Here is a 14,318-nt window from a genome sequence, read left to right on the forward strand (position 1 = left end):
CATGACCGCGGTTACGGATGCTTATTTTTCCAATCTGATCGGCCGTTTGGAGGCTTTGAAGAAAAGTCTTGAAGAACCGATGGCGAAGGCGGCCGCAGCAATCCTCGATGCGGCACGTGACGACAAGCGCGTTTATGTATTCGGCACTGGCCATTCGCATATGCTGGCTGAGGAGGTGCACTATCGCGCCGGCGGTCTGGCCTTCACCGTGCCAGTTCTGGTCGGCTCTGCCATGCTGCACGAGGGGGCGGTCATCAGCTCAGTCTATGAGCGCACGGAGGGTCTCGTCCGTCCGGTGTTGGAGCGCTACGGCATGCAACCGGGCGATGTCATCGTCATTGCTTCGAACTCGGGCGTGAATGCCGCACCGATCGAGGCTGCGGATTATGGCCGCGAGATCGGCGCCAAGGTGATTGCCATTACCTCGCTTGCCTACTCAAGCGCGATTGCCAACGGCCGCCGGCGGCTCGCGGATATCGCAGATGTAGTGCTGGACAACGGCCTTCCGCCCGGCGATGCCGTGCTCGATCTGGCTGGAAGCGGCCTCAAGGTCGGCCCGGTGTCGACGGCAGTCGGAGCAACGGTGCTGAATGCGATCTTTGCGGAGGTCGCGGCGGAGCTTTCGAAGTCCGGCGATGCACCGGTCTATCTCAGCGCCAACATGCCGGGGGCTGCTGCCGTCAACCAGCAGCTCGTCAAGAAATACCGGCCGCGTAATCCTCATCTCTAAGCACAACAAAAAAGGCCGGCGTCAGGCCGGCCTCTCTGTCTGACATGTCCGAAGGATCAATCCTTGGCGCGTTCGACGTAGGAGTTGTCTTCCGTTGCGACAACGACGCGGGTGCCGGCGTTGATATGCGGCGGCACCATGGTGCGCACGCCGTTCGAAAGCATTGCCGGCTTGTAGGAGGAAGACGCCGTCTGCCCTTTGACGACCGGTTCCGTCTCGACGATCTCGAGCGTGACGTGGCGCGGTAGTTGGATCGCCAGCGGAATGCCTTCATGGATCGACAGAACGCACGTCATGCCTTCCTGGAGGTAAGCCTTCTGGTCGCCCATCGTTTCATTGTCGACGACAACCTGGTCGTAGTTCGCCGGGTTCATGAAGTGGAAGCCTTCGCCGTCTTCGTAGAGGAACTGGAAGTTCACGTCTTCGACGAAGGCGCGCTCGACCTGCTCTGTCGTGCGCCAGCGCTCGGAGACCTTTACGCCATCAACGATCCGGCGCATGTCCACCTGGGTGACTGGCGTGCCCTTGCCAGGGTGGAAGTTCTGCGCGGTGAGAACGACGTAGAGTTTGCCGTCGACGTCGAGAACGTTGCCCTTGCGGACCGAAGAGGCGATGACCTTGACCATAAGACTTCCTTGTAACTCGGCTTTTGGCGTCGTAGAGGGACTGTCGAAAAGGCCCCGATGACGCAAATTGTTTTTCGTTGGGGCGCAACTAACCTAAAATCCGGCAAAAGGCCAGCCCTCGCATTGGCTGGCTAGACGAAGAAAGCTGAGTATGAACCTTGTCAGCGCCAAAGCGTCTCCCTGGTGGACGCCGAGCGTCCATGCGGATCGCCGCCCTTTCCTGATCGGGCGGAATGCAATCCAGGGGGCGCTGCGCGGCTACTTCGCTCGCGAGGATTTCATCGAGGTTGACACGGCGACACTGCAGGTTTCGCCGGGAAACGAGGCGCATCTGCACGCTTTCGCAACGGAGGCGCTGACGACAGACGGACAGGCGACGCCATTCTACCTGCACACTTCGCCGGAATTTGCCTGCAAGAAGCTGCTCTCGGCCGGCGAGCAACGCATTGCCTGCTTCGCGCATGTCTATCGCAACCGCGAGCGCGGCCCGCTGCATCATCCCGAATTCACGATGCTGGAATGGTATCGTGCTGGCGAAAGCTACGAGACGCTGATGATGGATTGCGTGCGGCTTCTGGCGCTGGCCGCCGAAACCATCAAGACGCCGAAGCTGGCCTACCGGGGCGCCGAGACCGACCCCTTTGCTGGGCCTGAACGCATCAGTGTCGCAGAGGCATTCGAGCGCTATGGAGGCATTGACCTGCTGGCGTCGATCGCCGCAGATGGATCGACTGACCGGGAGTATTTGGCTTCCGAACTGCGCCGGAATGGCATCCGCGTTTCTGCCGACGACAGCTGGGCTGATCTTTTCAGCCGCGCGCTTGTTGAAAAGATAGAGCCGCACTTAGGTTTCGGGCGGGTGACCATTCTTGACGAATACCCGGTTTCCGAGGCCGCACTTGCCCGTCCCTCGGCGCGCGATCCGCGAGTGGCGGAGCGTTTCGAGCTCTATGCCTGCGGTGTCGAGTTGGCGAACGGCTTCGGCGAACTTACCAATGCGGCAGAACAACGCCGCCGTTTCGAGATCGAGATGGCTGAGAAAGCGCGCATATACGGTGAACGCTACCCGGTCGACGAGGATTTCCTTAATGCGCTTTCGATCATGCCGGAGGCAAGCGGCATTGCGCTTGGCTTCGATCGGCTAGTGATGCTGGCAACGGGCGCATCGCGTATCGACCAGGTGCTCTGGACGCCGGTTGCGGAGTACGGCCGATGAATATCGTCCGGCCGATCAAAAGCGTCGATGACCTGGCGAATGCCGGGTTGGTATCCGATCGCGATCGGCAGGCATTGGAAGAGGTGGCCGCACGATATGCGATCGCTCTGACACCAACCGTTACCAAACTTATCGATCGGACCGATGCGGTCGATCCGATCGCGCGTCAATTCGTGCCCGATACAGCCGAGCTTATTGCAACGCCTGAGGAGCGCGCCGACCCGATCGGCGATCATGCGCACAGCCCGGTTGAGGGCATCGTGCACCGCTATCCGGATCGCGTGCTGCTGAAGGCCGTGCACGTCTGCCCGGTCTATTGCCGCTTCTGCTTCAGGCGAGAGATGGTCGGTCCTCAAGGCCTTGGCACGCTTGAGCCGGCGGCGATGAAGGCTGCTTTCGACTATATAAGCAGCCATCCGGAGATATGGGAAGTAATCCTCACGGGCGGCGACCCGCTCGTCCTTTCGTCGCGGCGGCTTGATGAGATCACGCGGGAGCTTGCAGCTATCGATCATGTGAAGATCGTCCGGTTCCACACGCGCGTACCCGTTGTCGATCCGCCGAAGATCGATGCCGCATTGATCGCCGCCTTGAAAGCGAGCGGCAAGACAACTTATGTCGCGCTCCATGCCAATCATCCGCGCGAGCTGACAAGCGAGGCCCGCGCAGCCTGTGCACGGCTCGTAGATGCCGGTCTCGTCATGATCAGCCAGTCCGTACTTTTGAAAGGCGTGAACGACGATGCTGCTGTTCTGGCAGATTTGATGAAGGCCTTCGTCGAGACGCGTATCAAGCCTTACTACTTGCATCATCCCGATCTGGCACCCGGCACCAGCCATTTCCGGCTGACGATCGAGGAGGGTCAGAAGATCGTTTCTTCGCTGCGCGGCCGTATCTCGGGCCTCTGTCAGCCAGCCTATATTCTTGATATTCCAGGTGGTTACGGGAAAGCAGTGATCGGCGAGAGCGCTATCCGGAAGAGCGCGGATGGCTGCTTCTCCGTGTCGGATTACCGGGGCGGCGAACATTCCTACCCTCCCTCCGAGTGACAGAAAGCAAACACGAACGTCTCATTTCCGCACTTTCACCCCGGATACCAATTTTATCATTTGCGGCAGGAGTAACGGCTAAGTATCTGTCACGAAAAAGATAAAAGCTGTTGCGGCAAGGTATTTGCTAAGATTTTAAGTGCGAGTCTTCCTCATATTTAACCAGACAAGTTAGCGGAATATTTGGTTTTCCGGCCTAAAAGAACGCTCATGATGAAGGCGATAATCGCCAGCTCGGGATCATGACAATCTTGGAGGTGCTAAGGATGAACAAGACAATCCGCGAACTGCTCGCCAAATTCGGCAAGCTGCCCGTTTCGATCGATCAGGTGGCCGACGACGCCGATCTTTATGCGGTTGGTCTAACGTCCTTTGCTTCCGTGCAACTCATGCTCGGTATCGAAGAAGCCTTCGATATCGAATTCCCGGACAATCTCCTCAACCGCAAGTCCTTTGCCAGCATCTCCGCGATCGAAAAAACCGTCGATATCATCAAGGACAACCGGAAGGTCGCGTGATGAACTTTCCGGTCAAAATCACGGAAGAGAGTTTTACCGTCAGAACGGCGCGCGTTGCCGAGATCGCCGCGAAATATGCCGACGATGTCGACGCCGAAAGCCGCTTTCCGCGCGAGGCTGTCGACGCAATGAAAGCCGAGCGGCTGCTCGGCATTCAGGTGCCGCGCCATCTCGGCGGCGAGGGCGCTTCAACGACCGAAATCGCCGAACTCTGCTCCGTTCTCGGCCAGGCCTGCGCCGCGAGTGCCATGGTTTTTGCCATGCACCACATCAAGCTTTCGAGCGTTGCCGAGCACGGTACCGAAAGCGAATGGCATGCAGGCTTCATGCGGCGCATCGCGGCCGAGCAATTGCTGATCGCATCGGCGACAACCGAAGGCGGTATCGGCGGCAACCTGCGCAACAGCATCTGCGCCATCGAAGTCAGCAGCGATAGCTGCCGTCTCGAAAAGGACGCGACCGTCATCTCCTACGGCTCGCATGCCGACGCGATCCTTGTTACCTCGCGCAGCCATCCGGAGGCTGCCTCCTCCGATCAAGTTCTGACCGCCTTTCTCAAGGACCAATACACGCTCGAGCGCACGCACGTCTGGAATACGCTCGGCATGCGCGGCACCTGCTCCGACGGCTTCCTCTTCAAGGGGGAAGCGCCCGCCGTTCAGATCCTGCCGAAGCCTTTCGCCGAGATCGCCGCACAATCGATGCTCGCTTCGTCGCACCTGCTCTGGAGCGGCGTGTGGTATGGCATCGCGGTCGATGCCGTTTCCCGCGCGCAGGCTTTTGTCCGCGCCGCCGCCCGCAAGTCTCCCGGTACTCCACCTCCCGGTGCGCTGCGGCTCGCCGAAGTCTCCAACCTGCTGCAGATGGTGAAATCGAACGTCGTGGCCGGTCTCAAAGCCTATGAAGATGCCAAGGCCGATCCGGACAAGCTTTCCTCGATGGGCTTTGCGGTGGCAATGAACAACGTGAAGATTGCGTCGTCGAAAACGATCCTGGAGATCGTCAACCACGCCATGCTGATCTGCGGCATCATGGGCTACAAGAACGGGACGCCCTTCAGCCTCGGCCGTCATTTGCGCGACGCCCATTCCGCACAGCTTATGATCTCGAATGACCGCATCCTCGGCAACACGTCGAGCATGCTTCTCGTCCACAAGCAGGACACTAGCCTATTGGGGTGACAGTCATGGATATGCAGACCTCGTTTTTGGACCGGCTCTTCGAATCCGGCCTTTTGATCGATACCGGTATCGATGGTCTTTATGGCCGCAGCGGACAGTTCGAAGACGTGATTACTGCCTTCGAGCGCCTGATCGACAAATTCGGCGGTGCCGATGGTGCCGAAGCCATGCGCTTTCCGCCCGGTATGAACCGTGCCCTCTTCGAAAAGAGTGGTTACATGAAAAGCTTCCCGCAGCTTGCTGGCACTGTCCACAGCTTCTGCGGCAGCGAACTTGACCACATGAGCCTGCTTCAGTGCATAGAAGTCGGCGACGACTGGACAAAGGGCCAGGAAGCGACGGATATCGTGCTTACGCCGGCCGCCTGCTATCCGCTTTACCCAGTGATCGCCAAGCGCGGCAATCTGCCTGCCAAAGGCGGTCTCTTCGACCTGCAGTCCTATTGCTTCCGCCATGAACCATCGAAGGACCCCGCCCGCCAGCAGCTTTTCCGCATGCGCGAATATGTCTGCATGGGCACGGAAAGCCACGTCACCGACTTCCGCCAGCGCTGGATGGATCGCGGTGTCGAGATGATGAAGCAGGTTGGCCTCGAAGTCGTCATCGACGTCGCCAATGACCCATTCTTCGGCCGCGCGGGCAAGATGATGGTCAATAACCAGCGTGATCAAAACCTGAAGTTCGAGCTGCTGATCCCGATCACATCGACCGCCAAGCCGACGGCCTGCATGAGCTTCAACTATCATCAGGACTCCTTCGGCCAGAAGTGGGGTCTCAATCTCGAAGACGGCAGCGTCGCACACACTGCCTGCGTCGGCTTCGGTCTCGAGCGCATCGCGCTTGCGCTGTTCCATCATCACGGACTCGACGTGAAGGAATGGCCGGCGGATGTCCGCAACGCGCTCTGGGGCTGAGCGGTCTCATGTCCTCCGTCTTCCTGGCCATCCGCCCAGATGGCTACCGTCAGCATGCACTGCACTCCAGCGAGCGCATGTGGCCGGAAACAAACTGCTATATCGACCTCTGGATCGAAGTGCTGAACACGTTAGGTCTGCCGCCTGAAGCGATGCTCGGCTTCACGCTGACGCAGGATTTCGAGGGGGATCAGTTCACCTTCTTCAAGGTGCCGCTCGAAGATCTCGAGGCGCTCTACGACATCCGTGTCACCGAACTCGCAATCTTCGACCGCGTCGAGCGTCACATCGAAACGCAGATCGGGCGGGGCCGTCTCTGCCTGATCGAGATGGACTCCTTCTATATGCCGGACACTCAGGGCACGGCCTATCGTTCCGAGCATGGCAAGACGACTGTGGCCATCAATCGGCTGGACACTGCCGCGAAGCGTGTCGAGTATTTTCACAATGCCGGCTATTTTGAACTCGAGGGTGAGGATTTCGACGGTCTCTTCCAAGCGCAACTGACGGACAAGGATCGGCCCTTCCTGCCTTATACCGAATTTGCAAAATTTCCGCGAACGTTTGCCGGCGAGAATTATATTCGGGATGTGGCTGGCCGTCTTTTCAAGGTCCATTTTTCGCGCCGGCCCGCCGAAAATCCGATCCGCGCCTTCGCCAAACAATTCCCGCAGCAGGTGGAGGCTGTCGCAGAGCGGCCTTTCGGCTTCTTTCACAAATACGCCTTCAACACATTGCGACAGTTCGGCGCCAATTTCGAGCTGGCTGCAGATCATCTCGCGTGGCTTTCGCGGGGCAAGTTCGTGCAAGCCGAAGAGAGTGCCCGGCGCATCTCCGAAGTGGCGAAGTCGGTACAATTCCAGCTTGCCCGTGCCGTCACGCGCAGGAAGTTCGAGCCATTGCAGACGGCGCTTGATCCGGCGGCAGATGCGTGGGATGCCATGATGACGTCGATTTCCGATCGGCTTTGATACCGGGGGCTTGAGCATGCGGGGGCGGTTGGCGAGCGTCGGTGCCGAAGAGGTCTTGCTTTCCGAAGGCTGGAACCTGGTTCTGACGGAACCGGGAACCTGCGCGACGCCGCGCGACATTCCGCCTTCTTCGAAGTTCATTGCCGCGCCCGTTCCCGGTACAGTGGCTGACGCTCTGGAGCGCGCGGGTCTCTTCGATCGCGAAAATCCGGAGCCGCTGAATACGAAGGACGCGTGGTATGTCTGCAGGCTCTTCGACGCCGTGCCTGGCGATGCTATCCTTCGTTTTGAAGGGCTTGCGACGCTCTGCCATGTTTTTCTGAACGGCCAGGAAATCCTTTTTTCCGAGAGCATGTTTGCGGCGCATGAGATCCCGGTCACGCTTTTGGGCGGCGATGATGTCGCCCTTTGCTTCCGTGCCCTCGGTCCCCGTCTAACGGAGCCCGGCGCCCGTGCCCGCTGGCGTCCCCAGATGATAGTACCGCAAGGGCTCAAGAATGTTCGCACGACGTTGCTTGGCTATATGCCTGGCTGGTGCCCCGAAATTCATGCTGTCGGTCCTTGGCGGCCGATTACGCTTGTCCGCCGCAGCGTGATGTCGATCGACAACGTCTCGATCCGGGCTGTGTTGGAAGAGAGCGGCATCGGCCGTCTCAGCGTTTCGCTGCACACGGACGCTGAAAATCCCGAGATGCTGTTTCGCTGCGGAGAGGTGGAGCAAAAATTCGAGAAGGTCGGCGGAAATCATTATTCGGCGATCCTCAAGCTTCCGCAGGTCACGCCGTGGTGGCCGCATACGCATGGGACCCCGCATCTTTACGGACCGATGCTCGTTGCGGATGGCACCGAATATTCGCTCGGAAGGACCGGCTTCCGGCGGATCGAAATCGATCATGGTGTCGATGGCAACGGGTTCGGCCTTCGGGTGAATGGCGAGCCCGTCTTCTGCCGTGGTGCTGTCTGGACGACGGCCGACATCGTTCGACTGCCGGGTGTGCGCGCGGACTACGAGCCCTTCCTGCGCCTTGCTGCCGGCGCGGGTATGAACATGATCCGCATCGGCGGCACGATGGCCTATGAGACGCCAGAGTTCTTCGGGCTCTGCGATGAACTCGGCATGCTCGTTTGGCAGGACTTCATGTTCGCCAATTTCGACTATCCGCGAAGCGACAAATCATTCATGGGCCATGTCCATGCAGAGGTCGAAGGGTTCCTTCATGGAGTCCAGGCCTCTCCTTCGCTTGCGGTTCTTTGCGGCGGGAGCGAGATTCATCAGCAAGCCGCGATGCTTGGGCTACCGCAGGAATTCTGGAACAACCCCCTGTCGGAGGACGTCATTCCGGCGATTGCAGCGCGTATGCGCCCCGATGTGTCCTATGTGCCGAACTCCCCTCATGGTGGGGCCATGCCTTTCTCGCCAAATGCTGGCGTTACGCATTTTTACGGCGTCGGCGCCTACATGCGCCCGCTCGAGGACGCCCGTCGCGCCGATGTTCGCTTTGCCGCCGAAAGCCTCGCCTTCGCCCATGTTCCGCAGCAAAAGACGCTGCGGCGGCATCTGGATGTCCCGGCGGTCCATAGTCCGCTGTGGAAGGCTCGCGTTCCGCGCGATCGAAGTGCCTCCTGGGATTTCGAGGATGTTCGCGACTTCTACCTGAAGGAACTTTATGACGTCGACCCAGCGGCGCTGCGCCGCGAAAATCCTGAGCACTATCTCGATTTGTCCCGTGCCGTCACCGGCGAGGTTCTAACGGAAACCTTCGCCGAATGGCGGCGCAAGGGTTCGAACTGCAATGGTGCTCTTGTCTGGACGCTTCAAGATATTCTGCCCGGTCCCGGCTGGGGCGTTGTCGATTCCACCGGGGAGCCGAAGCCCGTCTGGTATGCCATGCGCCGCGCCTTCCGCACGGTTCAGGTGCTGCTGACGGACGAGGGCACGAACGGCCTCGACGTCCATGTCATCAATGAGACCGGCGAAAGCTTGCCGGTTGAACTTGAAGTCGTCTGCCTGCGAGACGGCAAGCAGAGGGCCGTCGGCGGCAGCCGTGCATTGGCAATCGCGCCAAGATCCAAGGAAAAACTCGCGGCAACCGAGCTCTTCGGTGCATTTTTTGACACGACCTATGCTTTCCGTTTCGGTCCGCCTTCCCATGACGTGACCGTCGCGCGGCTGCGCTCCGCCGATGGCGACCTTCTTGCCGAAGCATTCCATTTCCCGCTCGGACGGTCGAAGGCGCTTCATGACGCGACGATCGAGGCATCGGTCCTAAGGGATGGCGATGCCTGGCTAATCGATCTGAGGACCGATCGGCTGGCACAATCGGTGCATCTCGATGTCGATGGTTTCCGGGTGGATGAGGATTGGTTCCACCTCGCGCCCGGCACTTCCAAGCGCGTCCAGCTGCAACCCATCCGCGGGATGGCGAAAGATGAAGTGCCGACGGGCGATGTCAGAAGTCTAGGCAGTTCGCGCCGTTTCGGGCTTCAGGCTTAACGGTCCATGCAGAAGGCCAAGATCGACACAACCGGAAAGGCTGCAGCTTGAGAACGACGTACCGCTTTCTCCGCGCCCATGTACTTCAGCGGCTCGTCCCGAAATCACGTCTCGCCTTCGATCCCGACAAGCCGTTGGAGGTCGTGGGCTATTTTTCCATGGCCGCGGGGGTCGGGGAATCCGCTCGGCTGTGCGTTAGCGCCTTGTCTGATTCAGGACTTGGCATCCAATCTGCTGATGTCAGCACACGTTCAGGCGAGAGCTCGCTTGTCGAATGGGCGCCGTCACGGGTGCCAGCCACCCGTCCGGGTACGCGCATCTGGCATCTCAATCCCCCCATGTTGCCGCGCGCTATCCTAAGGAAAGGTATTGGGAATTTTCCTCGTGCCTTCAATATCGGTTACTGGGCCTGGGAACTGGAAGAAGTGCCGGCCGAATGGCGGAACGCCATGCGTTACATGAATGCGATCTTCGTCCCGTCGGAATTCACCAAACGGGCGATCCAGCCGTTTACGTCCGCACCCGTCATCATTGTCCCGCATCCGGTAACGGAAAAACCCGCCGCCGAAGGCGTTCGTCGGAAATTCGCCATCGAGGAGAATGCCTTTCTCGTCAGTTTCATTTTCAGCGCCGGCTCGTCAATCAATCGAAAGAACCCGCAGGCGGTCATCAAAGCCTTCCAGATCTTCAGCGCCGAGTACCCAAACGCCTTTTTGCTGATGAAGACCAGTGGCGATATCGGCAAGGACGAGGGGTTGCAGGCGCTCGCGCGCTCCGTCGAGGGAAGCAGCCGAATCAGGGTCGTCACAGACAACCTCACAAGTTCCGAAATCAACGGGCTTATCCGGGATTCCGATGCCTATCTTTCACTGCACCGTTCCGAAGGCTTTGGCCTGACGGTCGCCGAGGCTATCATGCAGCGAACACCGGTCGTTTCCACCGACTGGTCGGGCACGGTGGATTTCTGTGATTCCGAAAATACTTGGCTGGTCGAGTCCCCTCTTGTTCCGGTGGCGGATGAACATCCGGAATTTGCGCGGTTGAAAAACGCGGTCTGGGCAGACCCTTCGCCGGAGCAGGCCGCGGCGCATCTGAGGCAGATATTTCTCGCGCCCGAGGCCGCCCGGCAAAAGGCTGAAAACGCCCGTACATTCCTGTTGAGCTATCTGGCGGCGCATACCTACGAGAAGGCGTTTTCGGCGCTTGCGATGACGCGCAGCCAGCCAAGCTGACGCTGCTCTGCTTTGTTTTAACATTTTCACTTTAAGGGTGATTTAATCCGGGCCAACCCGGCCTTCAGGCGGATGGATAGATGTCGAAAGGAATTATAGGAAACTCGATGATGAATGGGGCTGCAGGCATGCTGCTGCTTCTGACCGGTTTCGTTTCCTCGATCATAACCGCCCGCATGCTCGGTCCCGAAGCCAACGGCATCGTCGCCTTTTCCCTCTGGCTGGTGGTGATCGGCGCTTCAATCGCCGAACTCGGTTCCAGCATCACCCTGCTCAAGACATTGCCGCAGCTATCCGCCCAAGGGTTTGATGAAAGGCGGCGACGCGGTTTTGCCGCCATCCTCGTCACCTTCATGGTCTGTTCGACGATAGTGCTTCTGGCGCTTTATGCCGCTTTTTTCCTGACATCGGAGGAAATGCACTGGGCGGAAACCGCGCCCTCCGTTGCGCTGGTGACGGGTATCCTCTTCTTCATCCAGGCGATCGGCTCCTTCGTTAAATTCTACCTGATCGGCGAGAAGCGGCTTGGCGCCTTCTTTCGGCTGACGGTCGTCGTCTCCCTCATCCAGCTGGTCGGTGTAGCCATCGGCGCGGTCACTCATGGTGTCGAAGGCGTCCTGATCGGTTATGCCGCCGGCCAGCTTGTGCTTTTTATTGCTACGCTGCCGGTCCTTCTCGCCCAGCGCGACTGGTGCGGCATCTCGCTGAAATATCTCGCCTCGTCGTCGGCCATCCTGTCGATTCAGTTCATCATCGATTCCATCTTTCTCAACCGTCTCGAACTTTTGTTCCTGCAGCAATTCTGGTCGGTGGAGATGGTCGGCTACTATGCTGTCGGTCTGTCGATCGCCAATATCGCCCTGCAGCTTCCCATCCAGATGACGGGCAGCCTGCTGCCCTATTATTCGGAGCGGCGGCACAAAAGCGACGACTCGACGCTTCCGGTGGAAGTCTTCTCGGCGGTCACGCGCAGCATGGCCTATATCGTCCTGCCGATGAGTTTGGGGCTCGCCGCAATCTCCAGCGAGCTCGTGGTGGTGGTGTTCGGCGAGGCTTTCCGCCGGAGCGGGCCGGTCGTCGCCCTGCTGGCGCTTGTCGCTCCCGCCTATACCTGCATGCAGATCCTCAGCCTCTACCTGCTGTCGATGGACAGAGCCCGCGCCCGTCTCACCATCAGTGTGATTGGTGGCCTAGTAATGGTAGTGGGTTGTTTACTGATTGTACCTAGGCTTGCAGCCGAGGGTGCCGCGCTCGTGCGCATAGCCGTCTTTGTTGCGATGTCGGTTATGATGATCAAGCAAACCGGATTTGGATATCGACTTTCAGGACTCTATGTCAGCCTGATCAAGGTCACTCTGGCCTCGATTCTGTGCGCCTGCGGAGCTCTCGCCGTGCTAGCCTTCATTCAAGGTCCTGTCGGACTTGTCGCTGCTATTGCGTGTGGAGCGCTCTCCTATTTTGCTGCGCTGAGGGTCCTTCATGCTGTGCCGCACGAAGACATCGAGGTGATCCGCTCTATCCTCGACAAGGTGCCGATGCTGCTTCAGGTGCCTGCAAGGCGTGCGGTCGATTTCATCACGGCGTCTTCGAACGGCCGGAAAAATGACACACCCTCCGACGAGGAATTTTCACAGGAGCCGGCCGAGGGGGCGGGGCGCAGCGCTGCCCTACCGGTCGTCTTTGACGGCACGATTGGCCTGTTCATGCCTGAAAGCTCTGCGGCTACCAAGCGCTCGGCTGCGGTTCTCTTCGTCAGTCCCTGGGGCTTCGAGGAAATGTGCAGCCGTAAGTTCTTTCGTGTCGCAGCGGAACATTTCTCGGATATCGGCGTGCCGAGCCTGCGTTTCGACTACCGCGGCACTGGCGATGCGCTGGATTTCGGCGCCCTGCCGGCAAGGCTGGAGACTTGGGAAAACTCGATCCGTGCGGCTGCAGCAAAACTCAAGTCGCTCAGCGGATGCGACCGGATCATCCTTATAGGACAGGGTCTTGGCGCCACGCTCGCTCATCGAATCGGTCATGCGATCGAGGACGTGGACAGCGTCGTCATGCTCGCGCCGGTCCTGAGCGGCCGAGGTTATCTCCGCGAAGTCAACATGTGGTCGAAGCTCATTCATGCAGATCTCGGCCTCGGAAACGAGCACGTCCAGAGTGATATGGTACAGATCGCCGGCCTGATCATGCCAGAGGCAATCGCCGCCGAAATCGGGAAGCTCAAGATAACCTCGCCGCAGAGCCTTGCCGCGCCGAACTACCTGATCGTCGAACGTCCGACGCGCGCTGAAGATACCGGCTTTGCAGAAGCCCTGAAGGCGCTCGGCGCGAATGTCGAGCAGAAAGTTTTCGAAGGCTATGACGAGCTGGCAACCAATCCGCTCTTTGCCAAGACGCCAATGGCCGTCGTGGGTTTTCTAACGCAATGGCTTGAAAAGACGACGGCTTTCTCCTCCAGCCATTATCCCATTGTGCTTGAGAACCAGGCGCTCGTCGGCGACGGATTCGAAGAAATCCCGGTGCGCTTCGGAAGTCATGACCATCTCGTCGGCGTCGTTAGCAGGCCACTTGGTCAGGCGAAGGGAAATGCGGTGCTTTTCATGTCGACGGCTTACGATCGGCATGCGGGCTGGGGCAGAACGACGGTCGACATGAGCCGCGAGCTGGCGCGTCAAGGCATCGTCTCGCTACGTTTCGACTCGGCGAACGTCGGAGACAGCGTGCCGCGTCCGGATGCGCCTGAGCAGGTCCTCTATTCAGCTAGCCAGACGGATGATGCGATCGCTGCACTCGACCTGCTCGAGACGTTCACTTCGGGACCGGTCATGGTCGCCGGCCGCTGCAGCGGCGGCTATCTTGCTTTCCGTGCCGGGGTCGCCGACGAAAGGCTAAAGGCTGTGATTTCGATCAATCCCTTCGTCTACTATTGGGACCCGAAGATGCCGGTTCGCAAGGAACACGTCGTTTCGGTGCCCCGCAGCTTCGACGATTACGGCCAGCGGCTTGCCCGGCTGGATACAATGAAGCGGCTGCTGCGCGGGGAGGTGGACGTGTTTGCGGCGCTGCAGAATATCTTCATCGCCGCCGGTCGCCGGCTGTCGCCGAGGATCGCGCCGCTGATCGAGTTGCTTCCCGAGCGGGGGCATATCGCCCGCGAGGTCCGGCAATCATTCACGCTCTTCGGCGAGCGCAAGGTGCCTTTGACGCTGATCTATAGCGAAGGCGACGTAGGACTTGACCATATGTATTTCCATTTCGGCCCTGGCGGTCGCAAGCTGTCGCGCTATCCGAATGTGCGGATGTTGATGCTGCAGAATGCCGACCACAATCTGACGCCGCCGGAATCGCGCCGCATCGTGCTCGATGAGATCCTTCGTCTCGCCAAGGCTTGAG

Annotated in this window: 11 protein-coding genes; 10 read left to right on the forward strand and 1 reads right to left on the reverse strand. The window is 59.3% G+C overall.

Annotation, left to right across the window (positions count from 1 at the left end):
* Position 1 precedes the first annotated feature (1 nt).
* Entirely contained in the window at positions 2 to 730 is a 729-nt protein-coding gene (locus tag ACZ9BX_RS16660; RefSeq protein ID WP_476218980.1) for an SIS domain-containing protein, read from the forward strand.
* 56 nt (positions 731 to 786) lie between these two features.
* On the opposite strand, the gene efp is transcribed toward ACZ9BX_RS16660, so the two are convergent.
* Positions 787 to 1,356, reverse strand: a complete 570-nt coding sequence (gene efp / locus ACZ9BX_RS16665; protein WP_027512097.1) for an elongation factor P — start codon at positions 1,354 to 1,356, stop codon at positions 787 to 789.
* Positions 1,357 to 1,507: 151 nt separating this feature from the next.
* Here efp and epmA point away from each other — a divergent pair, with 151 nt between their 5' ends.
* The 9 genes from epmA to ACZ9BX_RS16710 all read left to right on the forward strand — a co-directional run bounded on the left by epmA (position 1,508) and on the right by ACZ9BX_RS16710 (position 14,317).
* On the forward strand, positions 1,508 to 2,572 hold the full coding sequence (gene epmA / locus ACZ9BX_RS16670) for an EF-P lysine aminoacylase EpmA (protein ID WP_476218982.1): 1,065 nt from the start codon (positions 1,508 to 1,510) through the stop codon (positions 2,570 to 2,572).
* Entirely contained in the window at positions 2,569 to 3,621 is a 1,053-nt protein-coding gene (locus ACZ9BX_RS16675; RefSeq protein ID WP_476218983.1) for a lysine-2,3-aminomutase-like protein, read from the forward strand. Before epmA ends, ACZ9BX_RS16675 begins: the two co-directional genes overlap by 4 nt.
* A gap of 266 nt (positions 3,622 to 3,887) precedes the next feature.
* Entirely contained in the window at positions 3,888 to 4,139 is a 252-nt protein-coding gene (locus ACZ9BX_RS16680; RefSeq protein ID WP_027512100.1) for an acyl carrier protein, read from the forward strand.
* A complete protein-coding gene (locus tag ACZ9BX_RS16685) occupies positions 4,139 to 5,320 on the forward strand; it encodes an acyl-CoA dehydrogenase family protein (protein WP_476218985.1) in 1,182 nt (393 codons plus the stop codon). Before ACZ9BX_RS16680 ends, ACZ9BX_RS16685 begins: the two co-directional genes overlap by 1 nt.
* A gap of 5 nt (positions 5,321 to 5,325) precedes the next feature.
* Positions 5,326 to 6,234: an amino acid--[acyl-carrier-protein] ligase gene (locus tag ACZ9BX_RS16690; protein ID WP_087001840.1), complete on the forward strand. Its 909-nt coding sequence runs from the start codon at positions 5,326 to 5,328 to the stop codon at positions 6,232 to 6,234.
* Positions 6,235 to 6,242: 8 nt separating this feature from the next.
* Positions 6,243 to 7,205 (forward strand): DUF1839 family protein, encoded by a 963-nt coding sequence (locus ACZ9BX_RS16695; protein ID WP_476218986.1) that lies wholly within the window; start codon positions 6,243 to 6,245, stop codon positions 7,203 to 7,205.
* A gap of 16 nt (positions 7,206 to 7,221) precedes the next feature.
* Positions 7,222 to 9,699, forward strand: a complete 2,478-nt coding sequence (locus tag ACZ9BX_RS16700; RefSeq protein ID WP_476218987.1) for a glycosyl hydrolase 2 galactose-binding domain-containing protein — start codon at positions 7,222 to 7,224, stop codon at positions 9,697 to 9,699.
* A 47-nt stretch (positions 9,700 to 9,746) separates the two neighbouring features.
* Positions 9,747 to 10,931, forward strand: a complete 1,185-nt coding sequence (locus tag ACZ9BX_RS16705) for a glycosyltransferase family 4 protein (protein WP_476218988.1) — start codon at positions 9,747 to 9,749, stop codon at positions 10,929 to 10,931.
* Between the two features lie 80 nt (positions 10,932 to 11,011).
* The gene (locus ACZ9BX_RS16710) at positions 11,012 to 14,317 is read left to right on the forward strand and encodes an oligosaccharide flippase family protein (protein WP_476218989.1); all 3,306 of its coding nucleotides are present in this window, start codon (positions 11,012 to 11,014) and stop codon (positions 14,315 to 14,317) included.
* Position 14,318 lies beyond the last annotated feature (1 nt).

The organism is Rhizobium sp. USDA 3886, assembly GCF_056279785.1.

Coding starts and splice junctions, on each gene's coding strand:
- ACZ9BX_RS16700 (WP_476218987.1), top strand. CDS start 7,222: ATGCGGGGGCGGTTGGCGAGCGTCGGTGCCGAAGAGGTCTTGCTTTCC.
- ACZ9BX_RS16680 (WP_027512100.1), top strand. CDS start 3,888: ATGAACAAGACAATCCGCGAACTGCTCGCCAAATTCGGCAAGCTGCCC.
- ACZ9BX_RS16660 (WP_476218980.1), top strand. CDS start 2: ATGACCGCGGTTACGGATGCTTATTTTTCCAATCTGATCGGCCGTTTG.
- ACZ9BX_RS16695 (WP_476218986.1), top strand. CDS start 6,243: ATGTCCTCCGTCTTCCTGGCCATCCGCCCAGATGGCTACCGTCAGCAT.
- ACZ9BX_RS16685 (WP_476218985.1), top strand. CDS start 4,139: ATGAACTTTCCGGTCAAAATCACGGAAGAGAGTTTTACCGTCAGAACG.
- ACZ9BX_RS16710 (WP_476218989.1), top strand. CDS start 11,012: ATGTCGAAAGGAATTATAGGAAACTCGATGATGAATGGGGCTGCAGGC.
- ACZ9BX_RS16690 (WP_087001840.1), top strand. CDS start 5,326: ATGGATATGCAGACCTCGTTTTTGGACCGGCTCTTCGAATCCGGCCTT.
- ACZ9BX_RS16675 (WP_476218983.1), top strand. CDS start 2,569: ATGAATATCGTCCGGCCGATCAAAAGCGTCGATGACCTGGCGAATGCC.
- efp (WP_027512097.1), bottom strand. CDS start 1,356: ATGGTCAAGGTCATCGCCTCTTCGGTCCGCAAGGGCAACGTTCTCGAC.
- epmA (WP_476218982.1), top strand. CDS start 1,508: ATGAACCTTGTCAGCGCCAAAGCGTCTCCCTGGTGGACGCCGAGCGTC.